Origin of the sequence: Treponema zioleckii (assembly GCF_014737315.1) — a bacterium.
Taxonomy (GTDB): domain Bacteria; phylum Spirochaetota; class Spirochaetia; order Treponematales; family Treponemataceae; genus Treponema_D; species Treponema_D zioleckii.
In genome coordinates this window covers 1-19,137 of record NZ_JPUF01000036.1, presented here as the reverse complement: position 1 = coordinate 19,137, position 19,137 = coordinate 1, and the positions used below count along the sequence as shown (strand labels likewise).

16 protein-coding genes are annotated in these 19,137 nt (G+C 42.7%); 6 read left to right on the top strand and 10 right to left on the bottom strand.

The window, feature by feature from the left end:
- The first annotated feature begins 22 nt into the window (after positions 1-22).
- The 4 genes from JI65_RS10350 to JI65_RS10335 are packed head-to-tail and all read left to right on the top strand — an operon-like array spanning position 23 to position 3,703.
- Positions 23-712, top strand: coding sequence for an RluA family pseudouridine synthase (locus JI65_RS10350; protein ID WP_191016113.1), 690 nt, complete (start codon positions 23-25; stop codon positions 710-712).
- Between the two features lie 4 nt (positions 713-716).
- Positions 717-1,301, top strand: coding sequence for a PfkB family carbohydrate kinase (locus JI65_RS17565; RefSeq protein WP_191016110.1), 585 nt, complete (start codon positions 717-719; stop codon positions 1,299-1,301).
- Positions 1,258-1,650, top strand: a complete 393-nt coding sequence (locus tag JI65_RS17560) for a PfkB family carbohydrate kinase (protein WP_191016108.1) — start codon at positions 1,258-1,260, stop codon at positions 1,648-1,650. The genes JI65_RS17565 and JI65_RS17560 overlap by 44 nt, the downstream gene beginning before the upstream one ends.
- 31 nt (positions 1,651-1,681) lie before the next feature.
- A complete protein-coding gene (locus JI65_RS10335) occupies positions 1,682-3,703 on the top strand; it encodes a S1 family peptidase (RefSeq protein ID WP_191016105.1) in 2,022 nt (673 codons plus the stop codon).
- An 89-nt stretch (positions 3,704-3,792) separates the two neighbouring features.
- On the opposite strand, the gene JI65_RS17555 is transcribed toward JI65_RS10335, so the two are convergent.
- The 5 genes from JI65_RS17555 to JI65_RS10315 form a co-directional block, all read right to left on the bottom strand.
- Positions 3,793-3,921, bottom strand: coding sequence for a hypothetical protein (locus JI65_RS17555; protein ID WP_277950598.1), 129 nt, complete (start codon positions 3,919-3,921; stop codon positions 3,793-3,795).
- 704 nt (positions 3,922-4,625) lie between these two features.
- Entirely contained in the window at positions 4,626-5,459 is an 834-nt protein-coding gene (locus tag JI65_RS10330) for a hypothetical protein (RefSeq protein WP_191016103.1), read from the bottom strand.
- A 113-nt stretch (positions 5,460-5,572) separates the two neighbouring features.
- Positions 5,573-7,150: a sodium ion-translocating decarboxylase subunit beta gene (locus JI65_RS10325; protein WP_198912818.1), complete on the bottom strand. Its 1,578-nt coding sequence runs from the start codon at positions 7,148-7,150 to the stop codon at positions 5,573-5,575.
- Between the two features lie 84 nt (positions 7,151-7,234).
- A complete protein-coding gene (gene oadA / locus JI65_RS10320) occupies positions 7,235-9,280 on the bottom strand; it encodes a sodium-extruding oxaloacetate decarboxylase subunit alpha (RefSeq protein ID WP_191016100.1) in 2,046 nt (681 codons plus the stop codon).
- 14 nt (positions 9,281-9,294) lie between these two features.
- Positions 9,295-9,543: an OadG family protein gene (locus JI65_RS10315; RefSeq protein ID WP_242457221.1), complete on the bottom strand. Its 249-nt coding sequence runs from the start codon at positions 9,541-9,543 to the stop codon at positions 9,295-9,297.
- Between the two features lie 324 nt (positions 9,544-9,867).
- Between JI65_RS10315 and JI65_RS10310 the strand changes: the two genes are divergently transcribed.
- Both JI65_RS10310 and JI65_RS10305 read left to right on the top strand, forming a co-directional pair.
- Complete coding sequence (locus JI65_RS10310; protein WP_191016097.1) at positions 9,868-11,973, top strand: methyl-accepting chemotaxis protein; 2,106 nt, start codon at positions 9,868-9,870, stop codon at positions 11,971-11,973.
- A 235-nt stretch (positions 11,974-12,208) separates the two neighbouring features.
- Positions 12,209-13,162 carry an L-lactate dehydrogenase gene (locus tag JI65_RS10305; RefSeq protein WP_191016094.1) on the top strand — a complete coding sequence of 318 codons (954 nt, stop codon included), beginning with the start codon at positions 12,209-12,211 and terminating at the stop codon, positions 13,160-13,162.
- A 161-nt stretch (positions 13,163-13,323) separates the two neighbouring features.
- Here JI65_RS10305 and JI65_RS10300 read toward each other — a convergent pair whose 3' ends face one another.
- From JI65_RS10300 to JI65_RS10280, 5 genes are all read right to left on the bottom strand, one after another.
- Positions 13,324-14,217 (bottom strand): formylglycine-generating enzyme family protein, encoded by an 894-nt coding sequence (locus JI65_RS10300; RefSeq protein ID WP_191016092.1) that lies wholly within the window; start codon positions 14,215-14,217, stop codon positions 13,324-13,326.
- Positions 14,218-14,386: 169 nt separating this feature from the next.
- Entirely contained in the window at positions 14,387-15,289 is a 903-nt protein-coding gene (locus JI65_RS10295; RefSeq protein WP_191016083.1) for a leucine-rich repeat domain-containing protein, read from the bottom strand.
- 254 nt (positions 15,290-15,543) lie between these two features.
- Positions 15,544-16,323, bottom strand: coding sequence for a 4-hydroxy-tetrahydrodipicolinate reductase (gene dapB / locus JI65_RS10290; RefSeq protein WP_191016080.1), 780 nt, complete (start codon positions 16,321-16,323; stop codon positions 15,544-15,546).
- A 68-nt stretch (positions 16,324-16,391) separates the two neighbouring features.
- Positions 16,392-17,261, bottom strand: a complete 870-nt coding sequence (locus tag JI65_RS10285) for a hypothetical protein (protein WP_191016078.1) — start codon at positions 17,259-17,261, stop codon at positions 16,392-16,394.
- Between the two features lie 57 nt (positions 17,262-17,318).
- The gene (locus JI65_RS10280; RefSeq protein WP_191016075.1) at positions 17,319-18,644 is read right to left on the bottom strand and encodes an aspartate kinase; all 1,326 of its coding nucleotides are present in this window, start codon (positions 18,642-18,644) and stop codon (positions 17,319-17,321) included.
- Between the last annotated feature and the right edge of the window lie 493 nt (positions 18,645-19,137).

Below are 19,137 nucleotides of genomic sequence, written 5' to 3'. Positions count from 1 at the left end.
CTTTTAAAGTAGTATAATGCAAATGAATAATATTCCAATCGTTTTTGAAAACAACGAAATTATAATCATAAACAAACCGGCCGGCATTTCGGTACAAGGCGGAGAAGGAGTCGCGCACCCACTCGACGAGGAACTTTCAAAGCAAATGGGCTACAAACTTCATCTCGTTCACAGACTCGACAAAGAAACCTGCGGTCTTATGGTCGTGGCAAAAAATCCTGCCGCCGCCGCAAAGTGGATAAACTACATTGCGGGAGGAAATGTCAAAAAAGAATACATCGCTATAACATTCGGCATTCCACAGCTCAATGGCAAGGAAAAAAAACAGGGAACGATTCAAGACAACGTTACAAAAGGAAAGCGTGAACTTTCTGCCGTAACGCATTTTTCTGTCGAAAAGACTTGGACTACAGAAATTCCTTCGCAAAACGAAAATGATGAATCAAAATCGCTCACCTTTTCAAAAATTCACCTTAAACTGGGAACGGGCAGAATGCACCAAATCAGGATTCACCTTGCAAAAGCAGGCGCACCGATTGCTGGTGACGACAAACACGGAAATTTCAAACTGAACAAAATGGCAAAAAAAGCGTTGAAAATCAAAAATCTGCTTTTATGCTCAAAAAAACTCACATTAAAAGAAAACGGAAAAACAACGGCATTTGAAGTTGAACTTCCAGACTACTTTTCTTTCGAAAATCCAAAGGAATAAAAAAATGAATGAGACTCTAGTTATTGGCAGCACTGTTGCCGACGTAATTATCAACGTTTCAAAGCTCCCAGAAACAGGGGAAGACATTGTTTTTTCTTCTCAGGAAGTGAATCTGGGAGGATGCGCATTTAACGTATCAGAAATTTTACGGCACTTTGCAATTCCCTACACGCTCTGCTCGCCGGTCGGCAACGGAATTTACGGAGATTTCGTAAAAAAATCACTTTGCGAAAGAAACATAAAAATCTTCGCGGAATCAAAAGAAGAAAACGGATGCTGCTACTGCCTGGTTGACTCAAACGGCGAACGAAGTTTTATGTGCAGGCACGGAGCCGAGTACAAATTTGACAGGGCAAATTTTTCGGAGATTGATTTTAGCAAAATTGACAGCGCATACATTTGCGGACTTGAACTTGAAGAATCAACGGCAGAAAACGAAATAGAATATATAGAAGAAATTTTTAATTTCCACAAAAAAAATAGGTTCAAAATTCACTTTGTTTTTCGCACCGGCACCGAGAATCATGTTCTTGAAGGAACCGCTTATGAAAAGAATTTTTGCCTGCAATCCGGTGATTCATTTGAATAAAGACGAAGCTCTAAATTACACGCAGCAAAAAGACGTTTTGTCCGCGGCAGAAAAAATCTATGAATCAACTAAAAATCATGTTATCATAACTTGTGGCTCTGACGGAGCGTTTTTCTTTGATGCGGGCACAAAAGAGATGGGAATGATTCCGTCCGTAAAAACGACGGTAACAGATACGATTGGAGCGGGCGACTCGCATTTTGGTTCTGTAATCGCCGCATTAAAACTCGGCAAATCCCTAAAAAATGCCGTTTCTGTTGGAAATTTGGTTGCCTCAAAACTCGTAAGCAAAAAAGGCTCAACTCTGACGGACAAAGAATTTGCAGAATTGAAATTAGAAGATTTTTAGAGAATCAGAAAAAATAAAAAATGGAGTGAAGATGAAAAAAATCATTTTTGTTGCGATTCTTGGGCTTTTTTCGCTCACACAATTTTTTTCGCAATCAATGCTGGATTCAAAAACCTACGCAAAAGTGATGGGAGCAGTTTTTGAAGTCGTCGTTGAAAAAACAGATTCAAAAAACGTGACTTACGAAAGAGAGCTGCCAATCGACAGAATCGACTTTACAATCCGAAACGACAAATACGTGCCGATTGGAACGGCTTTCCGAACGAGCGACGGAACTTTTTTTACAGCCGCTCACGTAATAACACTCTTTGGCGAAAGCGTCTACAAAGATTATTACATTCGCGACACTAACGGCGAAGTTTACAAAATTGACGAAATCACGGCATTTTCCACCGACAGAGATTTTATTTCGTTCACGGTAGAAAATTTTAAGGGCAAAAAAAAGAACGGTTTTCAAATCGCAAAATCAATCGAACCGAATTCGCAAGTTTTCTCAGTCGGAAACGCGCACGGTGAAGGAATCATCATTCGTGACGGCGTTTTTACGAGCCAAACTTACGAGTCAAAAAACGGTGAATGGCGCTGGCTAAGATTCTCTGCGGCGGCAAGTCCGGGCAACTCCGGTGGCCCGCTAATCAAAGCGGACGGTACGGTTGTCGGAATCATCACGATGAAAAGCGAGAACGAAAATCTAAATTATGCGCTACCGATTGAAGAGGCAATTTCCGCAAAAAAGAATGTCGGTGTGTTTTCAAAAAGATTCAACTACGTGATTCCGAATATTTTTAATCAGAAATTTTATCACGAATCAAAGACCGAAATTAAACTTCCAAAAAAACTGAACGATTTGCAAAAATCGCTCACAAAGATTCACAACAAAAATATCGAAGAAATAATTGAAGATATCCGCAAGGACTACTCTCCGACCAGTCCAAAAAGTTTTGACAACAGCTCAGGCAAGGCTGAATTTCTTTCGAGCACCTACAGAATTGACTTTCCGTATGTTTTGTATCTCGGAGAAACCGGCCACTGGGACTGGGCAAAACCAGCAAAACTCAATACTTACAGACTAGAAAACAATGGATACGTAGAATTTGGCAGAATGATGAATCAAGTTTTTTCAGTCATCAAAAAGCCAGACGATATTTCTATGAAAGATTTGGTGTCAAACCCAAAAATCTACATGGACTATCTTGCAAAAGCGACGAACTTGAACCGAACGATGGCTGGCGAAAAAATTCAGATAACATCGCTCGGCGAACCCGTAAAGACAGATACGCACAAAGATTTTTTTGGTAGGACATGGCTCGTAAATTATTTTTCGATTGACTTTGCCGACTGCATGGTTTTGACGTATGCACTGCCACTGCCTTCTGGCCTGTTCGTAATTTACTCGATTGGTTCCACAAAAACCATAAAAAGCGAGTCTTTCCACGATTTGGATTTTTTGACAGATTTTGTCTACATGAGCTATCAAGGAAAACTAAAAGAATGGAAAGAATATCTTGAACTTCCGGCCGAGTATGCTCCTAGAAGCGCGGATTTTGAATCGTCAATCAAAATTGAACGCGGAGAAACGACTTTTGAAGTCAAAACTGATAAAATTGAACTTTCGCTTCCACAAGAAATTTTAAAAGTTGATGACGACACGACACTTTTTATTTCGAACGGATACACGAAGAATGATGGAAAACTGGGAATCGAAAATCTTTCGATGGGCGTTTACACAGACCCAAAATCCGAAAATTACACTTCATTTTTGATTCGCTACCAGAATAAGCCTGCGAACGACGCGCTTGAAGAAACAAAGAATTTCTGGACACAGCTTATGCGCGAAATTTCGCCGTTCAACGGCATTCCTACGGACAACAAACAGTTTACGACAATCCAAAAAGTTATTTTCCCGGAAGGCACGACCGACGAAAACAAAGAAGACATTGACCACGCCTACATTTACGGCACGATTATGACGTGTAAGAACGACAAGGACGTGATTTTGGAGTTTAGTAAAAAAGCTCAAGACTGCTTTAAGCTAAAAGAAGCTGGAAAGTAAAAAAACAACAAAAAAGCGGATTAGGAAGCCCCTAATCCGCTTAATTTTTTAAAGCACCAAGTCAAATCAAATTCTGAAATGGCGACTAACTATTCCTCGCGGCTCTTGTCAATTTTCTCAATCACTTTGTCCCCAAGATTGTCGATTGTGATTCCAAGCAACGAAAAAACAAAAACCGAAACCATAATAGCGAAAAAAATACCTAATCCAAATAACATAATGACCTCTTTTTACTTTCAAGCAGTTCTGGAAACTGCACTTTTCAAAACTGCTTCAAGAACTTAAAAATTAAAAATCCGATTATCCGAAGATATTAAACAGAATGAATTCAAGCCCTTGTCTAGCTGAAGAACACAACACAGACAACAGTAAGAACTACAAATATGCCGATTACAACGAACACAGACATACCTACCTCTAAAAGCGAGAAATTAAATTTTTTTGTGAAAATTGGTTTTAGAACTGAATAGAATTTCAGCTACCCAGAAAAAACGGCACTTTCAAAAGCCGAAAATACCGTGCAAAAGAGAGTTTTTTATAGGACAGTTTGAAGAAAAATTATATTCTTTATTACTTTTGGAATCAGAAGGATTCTGGAAAACTTTACCGGTCCTCTGACTAACGAAAAGAGTGGCTGAACGACAAAAAGTTTTTCAACCAAAAAACAAGTAAAAAGACGATACTGAGGAGCCTTTACCTCAGCACGCCTACTTACAAAGTGACTGCTGTTCCTTGAAGAAGTAAAAATGGACGGCGAAAGCTGACTCTGCGGAATGTAATGTGTAGTGACCTGAACTTCCCCGGAGTGACTAAAGCAGACAATCCGTGTACGCTGCCCCATCAGAGGCGAAATAAGAGTTAGGAAAACAAGAATCAGGCTAAGTCTTTTAAAACATTCCATATCAGCAATTCACAAAACATTCTACTTGCGTTCAAATTCCTCGTCAACAATTTTTAAGCCGTGCCGGCCAGCCCAACGACGAAAGTTCACACAAAAATCATTGTACTTGTCTTTGCTTCCGTAAAACCAATTTTTATAATTTCCGGAAACCTGCACGATTTTAGAACCATTGAGTTCCATGCCAGCAACAATATCGTTTCCCTTTTTTACGAACATAAGGACAATATCATTTTTTAAGATTTCAGAAATATAGTCACGCCCCTCTTTTTTGAACATCGAGAACCATTCGGAATAAAAATAAACTTCATCGGTGTTCTTCGGCAAAATGAATTCATAGTCAATCGCACTGTCTGGCAAAGTGTAAACGCGGTCATCCATGTAATTGATTTTTGTGTTCTCAATTTTATGCTCGTTCTCACCAACAGAGCGCAATGGATTACGAACATAATTTTCGATATCAGAAAGTGTTTTTGGCGCAAAACCAAGTCGCATTCCGTACACGCCAGAAGAAAACAGTTCAAGAACATTTTTTAGAATCTCAAGAACATTCTGAGGAATATCGCACTCAGGCGACTCCAACAAACTAAATTTACTTTTTTCGTAAGGATTATAGGCAACCACATGATTTTTCATGTCAAAAATTGCCTCGTAATAAATCTGGCGAAGTTTTAATTCATCAACAATTTTTTCAACTTTTCCATAAGTTGCCGTAAAAGCAACGGAAAGTTTTTCTGCGTCAGGCTCAATGCAAAGCATTTGAAGCTCGACTTTCTCGGTATCACATTCAATATTACGAGGTGCAGCTATGCGAGAAGGCGCCCACATTTTTGTTTTATCATCAAAAATATAATACATGGAAAAGAGTATAGCACACTGTTGAATATGAAAAAATAGCGTCGAGAGAGAAATTTAAAAAAAGAAAAAGGCTGCCTGAAAACCAGACAGCCTTAGTTCAGTCCAAAAAAGGACTAGAATCCGCCGTATGTAGCAATAAATACACCAGCAGCGATTGCAGTTCCGATTACACCAGAAACGTTAGGTCCCATAGCGTTCATCAAGATGAAGTTTGTAGGATCGTCACCCTGTGCAACTTTGTGTGCAACGCGGGCAGCCATTGGAACGGCAGAAACACCTGCAGAACCGATGAGCGGATTGATTTTCTTACCTTTTGGCATGAAGAGGTTCATGATATGAGCCATACAGACACCAGCGGCAGTAGCAATAGCAAATGCAAGAAGACCGAGAACGATGATACCTACAGATTCACCCTTGATAATCTTTTCAGGAGTCATCTGTGAACCTACACCGAGAGAAAGAAGGATAGAAACGATGTTCATCAACTCATTCTCCATTGTCTTTGAAAGACGTGCAGCAGCACCAGACTCTTTTACAAAGTTACCGAATGCGAGACATCCAATAAGAGGAGCAGCAGGTGGCAACAAGAGGATAGTAAGGAGAAGAAGCATCATTGGGAACAATACTTTCTCTGCCTTTGGTACAACACGTGGGTTGTCCATGTGAATCATGCGCTGTTTCTTAGTTGTAAGAAGCTTCATGATTGGAGGCTGAATCATTGGAACCAATGCCATGTATGAGTAAGCTGCAACAGCGATTACAGCCATAAGCTCAGGAGCAAGTTTTCCAGAAACATAGATTGATGTAGGGCCGTCTGCTCCACCAATGATAGCGATAGCACAAGCCTGCATGATGTTGTAGTTGAGTCCGAGAAGGTTCAATACAGCAACACCGAAAAGAGTGAAGAATACACCGAACTGTGCGGCACCACCAAGCAAAGCAGTCTTAGGATTAGCGATAAGAGGACCGAAGTCTGTCATAGCACCAATTCCCATAAAGATAAGCATTGGGAAGAACTCGTTACCAACACCAGCTTTATAGATAATTGCAAGCATACCGTCCGGGAGATTACCCATTCCAGCACCAACAGCGTTTACGAGAATTGTACCGAATCCGATTGGAATCAAAAGGAGCGGCTCAAATCCACGTCCAGCACCAAGATAAACGATAAGGAATCCAATAGCCATCATAAGGAATGACTGCCAACCAGGAGCTGTTCCCCAATCCTTAGTGTGGTTAGAAGCCTTCTCGATTACCTCTGAAAGCTGCTCGTCATTAGAGTTAGAATCCATAAGAACGCCACGGAGTTCATTTACAGTCTCTTTTGGCTCGTTGTTAACTTTAGAAGGCTCATAATCAGCATCATTTGCTTCAGTCTTCTGTGGAGCACCTTTCTCTGAAAAGATTTTTGAGATACCAGTTGATTCCCAAATACCATTCAAGAATTTAAGAGGAGCGATATCGTGGTCATTTTTGTCGCCATTGTGAGTCCACTTCTCAGTTCCCTTAATAATTCGGTCTACACCAGTTCCATAATCAAAGTCTGAAGTTGCAGAAACAACTTCATTTGTAGGCTCTGAAGTAGACTGTGCAAGAACCTGTGAACCCAAGCTCAAAACGAACGCGATTCCGGCAATTGCAAGACTTACTCCCAAAGCCTGTCTTTTATAATTTTTCTTTAAGTCGATCATAGTTAAAATATTTCCCAAAGCGACCGCCAAACCAAATGTGATTCGGCGGTGCGTAGATTTTACTTACGATATTCTCGTTTAGCCTTACTGAATAACAGCTACAGCCTGTCCGTTAGAAACCTGAGTTCCTGTTGCTACTGTAAAGTGAACTTTACCAGCAGCTCCGGCTTTAATCTCAAGTTCCATCTTCATTGACTCAATGATGATTACAGTTGTGTCTGCCTGAACAGAAGCACCTTCTGCAACAGCATATTTGAGCAATGTTCCAGCAACAGGAGCATTTACTGGTTTTCCGCCAGCAGGTGCGGCAGCTGCAGGAGCAGCGGCTTTTGGTGCAGCAGCAGGAGCTGGAGCAGCCTTTACAACACCACCGATAGTAGCGATTACCTGACCGTTAGAAATCTGAGTTCCTGTTGGAACTGTGTAAGTGATTGTACCGTCAGCAGGAGATTTTACCTCCAATTCCATCTTCATTGACTCAACGATGATGATTGTCTGACCTTTTGTAACTTTAGTTCCGTTTGAGAAGCAGTGCTTGAGCAAAGTTCCAGCAACAGGAGCCTTTACGTCCTCACCGCCAACTGTTGTTGCGGCAGCGGCAGCAGGAGCAGCACCAGCAGCTCCGAACTGAACGTCGTAAGCAGTTCCGTCAACTGTAACAGTTGAACCGTTTGAAGTTACCTGATAAGCCTGTCCGTTAACTGTAACTGTGTATGAACCATTTGAAGAAGCGGCAGCTTTTGGAGCCTCTTTGAGACCGAATGTTTTCTCTGCATCAACAGGACCATTTGCTCTCTCTGAGAAGAATTTTGTAGCAACTTTCGGGAACATAGCGTAAGTGAGAGTATCCTCAACAGAACCGTTTCCACCGTTCTGCTTAGCCTCTGCAACCATTTTGTCCCACTCTGGCTCAATTTTGTCAGCTGGTCGGCAAGTGATAGCAGCGTCCATCTTGTTCTGCTCAAGAGCCTTCTTAACAAGCTCTGGATTTGGTTCTGCAGGAACTTTTCCGTATTTTCCAACGAGAAGGTCACGGAATTCCTGAGTAAGGTTCTTGTAGCGTCCGAAGAGAACGTTGAATACAGCCTGTGTACCAACAATCTGTGAAGTTGGTGTTACGAGAGGAACGTATCCTACATCCTTCTGAACGAGAGGAATTTCTTTGAGTACGTCGTCGATTTTGTCTGATGCACCCTGCTGTTTGAGCTGGTTCTCAAGGTTAGAAAGCATACCGCCAGGAACCTGTGATTTAAGGATTCGAGTGTCTGCTCCGAGGAACTTAGACTCAAGTGAAGCATAGTGCTTGCGGATGTCGCGGAAGTAAGCTGCGATTTCGAGGAGCGCGCTAATATCGAGTCCTGTATCGTACTCTGTTCCTTTGAGCATCTCAACGATAGTCTCTGTTGGTGAGTGAGAAGTACCCATAGCCATTGCAGAGATTGCAGTATCGAGAACATCTGCTCCAGCCTCAGCAGCCTTGAGCAATGTTGCAACAGAAAGACCTGTTGTAGCATGTGAGTGAATCTCGATTGGAAGATCAACCTTAGCTTTGATAGCTTTTACAAGGTCGTAAGCTTCGTAAGGCTTGAGCAAACCAGACATATCTTTGATACAGATAGAATCTGCACCGAACTCAGCATATTTCTTTGAGAGATCTGCATAGATTTCTTTTGTGTGATATGGAGTTGTTGCATAAGAAATAGCCATCTGAACGTGCTTTCCAGTTTTCTTTGCAGCTTTTGTAGCTCTCTCAAGGTTACGAGGGTCGTTACAAGCATCGAAAATTCGGAATACGTCTACACCGTTGTTAGCAGCTGTCTCAACGAACTTATCAACAACATCATCAGCATAGTGGCGGTAACCAAGAAGGTTCTGACCGCGCAAGAGCATCATGATTTTTGTATTTGGCATTGCAGCGTGGAGCTTTCTGAGGCGCTCCCACGGATCTTCGTTCAAGAAGCGGATACAAGAGTCATAAGTAGCTCCACCCCAAGCTTCTGCAGCCCAGTAACCGATTTTGTCAAGTTTTGGAGCAATTGGCAGCATGTCTGCCAAAGTCATACGAGTTGCGTGCAAAGACTGTGTTGCATCGCGTAATACAAGTTCAGAAATACCGATTTTGTTAGCCATTTTCTAAAAACTCCTTAGTTTTTTTCGTGTAAAGCAGTTGCAATCGCAGCTACGATTGCTTTTTGATCAACTGCTGGTGCAGCAGCAGCCGGTGTATCAACTTTAGCCTCTACCTTATCAAGTTTGGCAGCATGAACAACGATTCTCAAAACATTCATACAACCGATAAGAATTACGAGGAAAGCGAAAACAACACACATACCAAGCACAGTAAGAACAGCACTCTGTTCAAGCATCTGTGCAATTGTCATACCAGTTTCCATAAGTCCTCCAAAGGATTTTATCCGAAAGGGTATCTCCAAAAAGTGCGTTTTCAGAGATTAGCACTCGAATTTTAGGAAGCAAAATAAAACTTCCCAACGATAAGAATACTTTTGATTATAAATGAAAAAAAATGTTTACACAATTCATAGAACAAGCCGAAAAGAGAATTTCATAAAGAATTTTGTAAACTGCCCGATAATTCGGAATCAATCTTCCATAGAATCAATTCTATTTTATCTTGACGTATAAAAAAACTAACCTTAAAATTTTCTTACATTTCAAGCTCTGCACATACCTATCAAACTTTGAGGAGAAAAGCGATTATGAAGAAAAATTTTAGAAGAAAACTGAAGAAAATATCGACCAAATTCAGCATAACGGTCGGAATCGAAATCATGATTATGTTCGGAATCTTCATGGTGCTCAGCGTGAACAAGATTTTCAAATCAAGCAAAGACAGCGTAATCGTATCGCTAGAAGCCCTCACAAAATCCTTTGCGACTAACTTGAATCAGCGAAACTCAAAATTCATGCAGCAGATGCGAATGTACACAATGAGCGACATTGTTCGCAGGCATGACTTCTCTACTGAAAACGCGGTCGAATGGCTTTTAAATCATCAGAGCATACGAAGCAAGGATTTTAAAGAAATAATTTACGTTGATTACGAAACAGGAATGGCGTATTCGGATGAAGGCAGGGAATTTGACGTTTCTAGCTCAGAACATTTTAATAGAATGAAAAATGATGCACTTTCGCAGTACATTTCGAATCTCGAAGGAACTAGCGAAGAAGATGCTGTTTACTGGGTCTGCAAATCCGTCAGCAAGAACAAGCAGCACGTCGGATATTTCGCAGGTTCCATAACTTATGCGACGCTTTCGGCAGCACTGGCCGAAAAATCGCTTACGGAAGAAGGAAAAATGCTTTTAATCGGAGAAGACGGCAGAATCCAGTTTTATACCGACACGAACCTTACGATGAAGGCGAACGCGCTCGATTCCGACAGGCTCGGTGACACGCAGGGCATGACCGAAATGGTGCAGAAGATGGTTCAGGGCGAAACCGGTTTCGGCTGGATGAAATACAAGAACGGCAAGGATTTGCTCGTATACACGCCAGTCAACGGAACAAAGTGGAGCCTGGCATTTTCGGTTCCGTATTCATACGTTTTCAAAACCGCAAGCGAAATCAAGGACTACATGATAGTTTTCGTTTCAATAATCGAGCTGATACTCGTCGGAACGCTTTTTATAGGCGTAAGGCGGGCACTCAAACCGCTCTCGAATTTGGAAGAACGAATACACGAAATCGCATCTGGAACGGCAGACTTAACGGCAAGAATCAACGTAAAAACCGATGACGAGGTAGGCTCGGTAACGACGGGATTCAACAGCTTCATCGAAAAACTGCAAGTGATTATGCAAGGCATAAAACATTCGCGGCAAACTCTGAACACCTCGGAAGACAATCTTGGAACAGGCATAGAAGAATCAAACGGCAGCGTATCCGAAATCGTGAGCAGCCTCGAAAACGTTACGGAGCAGCTTGACAAACAGACAAAATGCGTAAACGCGACTGCAAGTGCGGTCAACGAAATCGCCTCGAACATCGATTCGCTCGAAAGAATGATTGACAGACAGGTCGAAGGCGTTAACGAAGCAAGCAGCGCTATTTCGGGAATGTTCAACACGATAAACGACGTTACGAATTCCGTTGAATCCATGGCAGGCTCATTCGATTCTCTTGAAGAACTCTCTCGCGCAGGAAACGAAAAGCAGGGCGAAATGAACAACCGAATCACGCAAATCGAAGGACAAAGCGCGATGCTTCTCCAGGCGAACAAGGTCATCGCTTCGATTGCGAGCCAGACAAACCTTCTCGCGATGAACGCGGCAATCGAGGCGGCGCACGCAGGAGAAGCCGGCAGGGGATTCAGCGTCGTCGCGGACGAAATCAGGAAGCTCTCGGAGAATTCGGCCTCGCAGTCACGGACAATCGGTGAGCAGCTCAAGAAGATAAATGACTCGATAAATTCGGTCGTAAAAGCTTCCGACGAAACGAGCAAGATGTTCTCCGAGGTTTCCGAAAAAATCAAGGAAACGGACGAAATCGTCAAGAACATCAAGGCGGCAATGGAATCGCAGAAGAGCGGCAGCGTGCAAATCAACGGCGTACTCAGCACGATGAGCGACGCAAGCGAAGAAGTTATGCGGGCTTCAAAGGAAATGACGAACGGAAACAAAGCGATTCTGGACGACGTGCAGCGGCTCAAGGACGCGACCGACCAGATGAACGAAAGCGTCCGCACGATGAGTTTCTGCACGACGCGCATGACGGATACGGACGACAAACTCAAAGGAATCGTAAAAGAAATGCGTGCGTCAATCCTAAAAATCGGCGAACAAATCGACAATTTCGAAGTTTAGAAAATCAGATTTTGACGCAGATGAACGCAGAGTCACGCAGCTGGAACTCGGATAGCAAAAAAAAATAACTATCTGCGACCAATCTGCGAGCATTCGTGTTTATCTGCGTTAAAAATCTGAAAGGTGATTCCAATTTTTCCTGATGACAAATTGTTGTTTATCCACCGCGCAATCTTCTATAATATAGATTCGAAATAGATTTATTCACAATTCAAAAACTAACGAGGTGGAAATAATGAGTTTTAAGGATTCTAAGGTCGTTATCGTGGGAGCCGGAAACGTAGGCTCAACAACGGCATACAGCATTCTGAACCAGGGAATTTGCGAGGAAGTGGTTCTTATTGATGTGAACAAGGAAAAGGCGATTGCCGAGGCTTTGGACATGCAGCATTCGATTTATTTTATGAACCGAAACATGAGCGTAAAAGCAGGCGATTATTCAGACTGCCGCGATGCGGACGTGGTTGTAATAACGGCAAGCGCGCCAATGCCAAAAGACTCTCACAACCGTCTTGAAATGCTCGCTCCGAGCATGAAAATCATAAAGACAATAGTGGACAATGTAATGTCAAACGGATTTGACGGTGTGTTCGTTGTGATTTCAAATCCAGTTGACATAATGGCTTATTACACTTGGAAACTCTCTCGACTGCCTAAAAACCGCATAATCGGAACGGGTACAACACTCGACACTGCACGCCTCTGCTGCGAGCTTTCCAAAATGTACAATCTTGACGCAAAAAGCGTTGAGGCATTCGTAATGGCGGAGCACGGAGACACAGAGATGGTTTCGTGGGCCAGCGCGACAATCGGCGGAAAAAACCTTGAGGACGTTTTTTCGGACAACGCGGACAGAACCAAAAACGTTACGAAAGAGGAACTTTTAAAACGCACGAAAGAAGCCGGCTGGGAGATTTTTAGCCGCAAAGGAAACACTTGCTACGGAATCGCTTCAAGCGCAACGGCAATCATAAAATCAATTCTTTTTAACGAGAACAAGATTCTTCCTGTGAGCGTAGGTCTTAACGGTGAATATGGACTGAACAACATTTTCTTAAGCGTGCCGACAATCATAAACAAAAACGGTGCAAAAGAAATTGTAGAAATAAAGCTCGCCCAAAACGAGCGAGAACTTCTCGAAAAATCAGCAGAAGTGCTAAGCGGAGTCTACAAAGAACTCCAGATTTAAGGAAAGCAAACCGGAAAGCCGATTTTCCATGCAGGAAAGTCGGCTATTTTTTTTAAGCTAGTTAAAAACAAGGTGCGCAAAAAATGAAAGCTGATTTTTTAGAAGAAAACCGTGCGGCAAGGGTAAAAAGAATGCGATGCACGGAAGGAAGTCTTCAAGAATCATTTTTCTTCCGATTTTGAAAAATCACTGCGAACGACGCGGAAACCTTGTCGTCGGCTTGGAATGTGAGGGGAAGCGGAACCGCGGATGTAAACAGAAGTGAACGCACGGTCAGAACTGAACTCGGCTCCACGGACGACGCGATATTCTCCGGATTCGGCTCCCGTCGGATTCGGGGCAGTTGCGGCATCTTTTATATAAAAGTTTTTTGAAAACCAATCCCAGCACCAGTTATAGACGTTTCCGCACATATCGTAAAGACCGAGTTCGTTCGGTTCGAGCATTTTTACCTGATGAGTTTTGCCTTTTGAGTTTCTGTCGAACCACGAGTATTTTTCAAGATCCGGGGATTCAGAACTGACTCCGGCAGAAGAATATCCCAGGGCATTTTTTCCGCCACGTGCGGCATATTCCCACTCGGCTTCGGTAGGGAGTCTGTAACCGTTGGCTTTTTTATCCCATTTTATGGAATTCCATGCTTCACTCCCCTTCTCCGGAATCTCGCCCCATTTCTCGGTGTTCGTTACATCTTTTCCTTTTATGAGCATTGAATAAGCGGGCTTTAAATGATTCAATTTGCTTAGTTTGTTGCAGTAAATTATAGCTTCGTACCAGGTAATGTGCTCCACCGGACGCTCATCCTGCTTTTCGCCTTCGGCCGGCGCTTTTATAGAATCCTTTCCAAAATAAAAACTCGGATTGTAGCCCATCACATCGGTGAATTCTTTTTGAGTCACGTCGGTTGGCGAAATGTAAAAATCGCTCACCGTAGCATTGTGAACGAGATGCTCATAAGCGTAATTTCCAGTTTTTTTAACGTTGCCCATTTCAAAAGTTCCGCCTTCAACAAAAACAAGCCCGTCGTCAAAGCCCTCTGTGGAAGAACGTTCCAAGCAGCCCGTGAACGGCACGAACAGCATTGTGGCAAAAAAAGCGACAAAAAAAAGTGAATGAAACTTTTTTCATAATTTTTTCCTATTTTTAGAATCAATTTTTATAATTTCGGTAAAACCAAACGATTTCTTCTGTAAGTCTCTGTGACAAATCGGCGGCAAGCTGCGCTTACCTGCGTGCGGATTTTGATTTTTTCTCCTCACGCCTTTTTACGGAGCAAGATTTTTCAAAAGAATCCTCGCACACTTCGCAATCTTCAGGAATCGTGATTGTACGAAGGCTCTCGCATCCCAAAAACGCTTCATCGCAAATCTGGGAAAGACCTTCGCCCTGAACAATCACTTCGTTCAAATTCACGCAGTTAAAAAACGCACCGGAATCAATCGATTGTACCGAAGGTGGCAGAATGATTTTTGAAAGTTTTTTTGAGAACATGAACGCACCGCGTCCAATATACGCAACTGAATCTGGCAAGGAGACTTTTTCCAGCGACGGCAGATTCGAAAGACAGTTCCAGCCAAGATATTTCGTGCCATTCTTTATTTTTACAGAATCCAAAGTTTCCTCAGTAGCGAACAAAAGTGATTTTGATTCAAGATTATACAAGAGTCCATTTTCTTCCATATAATTATCTTTTTTTTCCAGGAGCAGTTTTTTTGTATCATCAAAAGAATCTTTAGCCACTTCGATTAAAAAACGAGGAACGCTCTCCAATTCAAGCTTCGGGCAATTCAGAAAAGCTTTTGAGCCGATAATCCTGAGTTTTTCTGGCAAATTGGTTTTAAAAAGATTTTCGCAGCCCATAAAAGAGCCAATGTTGATTTCTTGAAGACTTTCCGGAAGCAAGACCGATTTTAAATTTGCGCACCCGCAAAAAGCATAATTTCCAATGTAGTCAACGCCTTGCGGAATCTTGATTTCTTCAAGCGAAGAATTGTTCAAAAACGCATCGTCGCCAATCGCTGTAATTTTCGCAGGAATCTCGACTATTTTTTCGTTTCCAGTATATTTTTCAAGAAAGCTTTCGCCTTCACTCGTCGTTGATATTACAAATGTTTCAGCATTTTCCATACCGCTATTTTAAAGGCGATATGGAAACGGTGCAAGTCAAGGAAACGCTACAAGTGTATTTTTAAATGCAAGTCTACTTTTGCGTTTCCCGCGAGTTTTCCTTGCGTAAAACTCGCGCTTTGGTGGGGGCTCTTGCAAGGGCTTTCGAGTCGTCGCGACAAGCACGGCGACGACTCGAAGGTTCGTTTTTGTGCTCGCCGCAACGGCTCTCACTTTGGTGGAGAGACTTGCAGTGAGCGAGTCAACTTTCAAATTTAGAACAAGTCTTCCATGCCGTAAAGTTTGCCGCGGGAAAGTTCTCCAGAAGCAAGCTTTGCGACGAGTTTTTCAAGTGCAACAACAGAACCTCGGGCAAAGCCTTCACGACTTCTTGCACGGTGCGTAAGTTCAATTGAATCAGCAGGAGAATCAAAGAACACGGTATGAGTTCCAGGAACAGAACCAATTCGAGTCGAGCTTACGTGCAATTCATTTGCCTTTGGACGTTCGTGGAATGCATCAAAAACCATTTCTGTTTTTGAAGAATTGCCTTTCATTACACGGCGGGCAATTTCGAGAGCTGTTCCAGACGGAGAATCAGCCTTTTGATTGTGGTGAGCCTCCCAAACAGCAACGTCGTATTCTGAATATTCAGAAAGGAGTTTTGCGGCTTCCTCAACAATTTTATAAAAAGTATTCACGCCAATCGAAAAGTTTGAAGAACGCATCGCAACACCGTTCGTCTTTTCCAGAAGCGAAGAAATCTCCGCCTCGTTTTTAGCCCAGCCTGTCGTTCCAACAACCACCGGAATACCAAGCGGAATCAGGGCGTTAAGGTTTCCGATTACGGCAGACGGATGTGAGAATTCAATCACGCCCTCAGCACCAGATTTTTTTACAGCCTCGGCAACTGCAGCATAATCCCCAGCAGAAACCAAAGCAGACGCATCTTTTGCAGCAACATCAACAGTCACCACAACTTCGTGACCGAGAGACTTTGCAGCGGTCTCAATCATGTGCCCCATTTTTCCATATCCAACAAGTGCAATTTTCATAGAATTCTCCTGATTTTTATTTTTAGCCCGCCATTAACAAACAGCAGGTCTTTTTGCCAAAAGCTACGCTAAAATCTAAAATGATGCCGAAGTCCTACAGTTAGTCCGTCCGTGCAGTCATAACCAAACTCATCATTATTTATGTTCATGGTCTTCCATGCGGCAAAAACTTCATTAGGGCCGCTTAAAATTCCAGCCTGAAGATTCGACTCAAAAACAACAAAATCACTGTACTGCTGGAAATCAAAGCGCCACTCCAGGGCAACAGGCTTTTTAGGATATGAGCGCATACAAAATCCCCACGCCACTCCGTTTTTTAGCTCAGAAATGACATTCCCGTACCAAGTTGCATATTGAAGCGTAAAATTCACGCTGAGCAGGTCTGACTGAATAAGAGAAAGTTGCCCACCAAGTTTTAAGTTACCCTTAAAAGCAGAGCTAGAAAAAACAGCTTTATTAGCAGAATTGTTATAGATTACAAGATTTTCAAAGCAAGGGCCGTAATACGGAAAAAGTAAGCCTTCAAAGCGAGTTTCGTTTCCACAGCCAAAACCATGCAAGTAAACGAGAGAAGTATCAACTGAAAAACGGTTATCGTTGAATCCTGGGTCAGAGAGACCAATTCCGTCGCCTTCAGTCTCACCACGAATTACATATTTATTAGACTCTCCGTTACCTACGTTCTGATAAGGATAGTCATAAAAATCTACAGTATTGAGCCAATAATAGGAAATTCCGATTCCGCAAGCAGCAAGCAGAACCAACAGAAGAAGAAGCTCGCCAGTTTTATCCTCGTTTTCGTCATCAGAAGAAGCACCGAAACTAAAAGAAACCTTTTCTGCGCTGAATTTCTCAAATGCCGAAGGACTAAAATTAAGAGCAAAAGTCCTGCTCAACATAAAAGGAATAAGAATCGAAACAAGAACTAATTTTTTCATAGGTCGCCTGTAAAAAAATCAGGCGGAGCACAAACAAACTCCGCCCTTTGAATTTAATTACTTGAACAAAGCAGTATGAAGAATCTGAACGACTTTGTTTGTCTCGTCGCTGTCAACGAGCATTGAAATATTCACCTTGCTAGCACCCTGCGAAATCATCTGAACGTTGATAGACTCGTTTCGGAGAGCCGAGAAAGCGTCCGCAAGAATTGAAGATGAATGAGCAGCGTCACAAATAAGCGTAACGATTGCCTTGTCGCTTCGAACCGTAACATCCGCGCCTTTCTGCAAGTCTTCGATAAGCCCAGTAAGGTCTGCTTTTCCGTTCACGGTGAGCGAAATTGAAACTTCGGAAGTCGCAATCACGTCAACGCTAACGTTCCATTTTAAGAATTGATTGAAAACGTGGGCAAGGAATCCGCACGCACCGAACATATTGTTCGACTGGATATCGATGAGCTTTACGTTTTTTACGCTCGTAATCGCTGTTACTCGTGGCGTTGGTCCGCTGTGCTTCTCTACGATTACCGAACCTTCGCTTGAAATATTGTAGCTGTTTTTTACGCGTACAGGGGTTCCTGTCTTTCGGCACGGAATCATTGAGCGCGGGTGAAGAACCTGAGAGCCGAACATAGCGAGTTCCTGAGCTTCTTCGTAAGTCACTTCGTGAACCGGACGAGCCTCTTTTACGATTCTTGGGTCTGTCGTCAAAATTCCGTCAACGTCTTTCCAAGTCTGAATTTCTTCCGCGCCCATAGCTGAGCCAATCATCGTTGCCGACAAGTCTGAGCCACCGCGACCGAGAGTCGTTATGATTCCATTTTTATCTTTTGCAATAAATCCTGTTACAATCGGAATTTCTTTTTGAGTTCCGTTTTTATACGCACCCAAAGCTTTTGGAATGTTATCCCAAACTTCGTCCAAAAGTTCGGCATTCATGTAATTTGAATCAGACACCATACCGATATCCCACGCGTCGTAGAATTTCGCCTGTGTGCCTTGTTTGGAAAGGTATGCAGCCATCATTCGCACAGAAAGCCGCTCGCCAAAAGAAACAAGGTAGTCTCTTGTACGTTTGGTCAACTCATGGAGCATTGAGATTCCTGTGAGCAAAGTCTTAAGTTCGCCCAAAAGTTCCTTTACGGCCGGGATGTCAACTTCAAGTTCCTTTGCAGTGTCAAAGTGAAGTTTTTCAACTTTCGCAATGTCAACGGTTCCTTTTACAGCGAGGTCAGCAGCCTCAAGAAGATGATCCGTGGTATCGCCCATGGCACTAAGAACAACAACTGGTCTTTTTTCCGCATAAGCCTGAATTACAGATGCTACATGCTTAATTCTCTCTGCGTTCGCGACAGAACTGCCGCCGAATTTCATAACTATCATACGCCCTTCCTTTTTGCCATGAATTCATTTATAGAAACAGATTTTCTAAATATAGCTTGAAAGTTTAGCGGAAAAAAGGCGCACTGACAATTAAATTTAAGAATAAAAATGAACTTTGTGTGCGCCCACCAGTTTTGCTAAAGCAAAACTGGTGGTTTGGTGGGCGGAACTTGCAGGTGCTCACGAAACGCGGCGGCAACGAGTGCCGCGTTTCGTGAAGGCAGTTTTGTTGCTCGCGCGCCGCAAGCAACTTTGTGGAGAGCGTGGGGAACTTGTGATTCACTTTGCGAACAAAAATTGGCTTTATGTGCTCCCACAAGCACGGCCTCAGCATTATAAGCTTGTAAGTATAAAAAAATTGTCTGCACTACCGTAAAAAGCCGTTTTTGTTCACGCGGTGCAAGGTGCAAGGAAATTTATTGACGCCGCAAAGCGACTCACCTTGCAAACGTTCACAAAAGCCGTTTTTTACTCTCGTTCCGACAATTTTTTT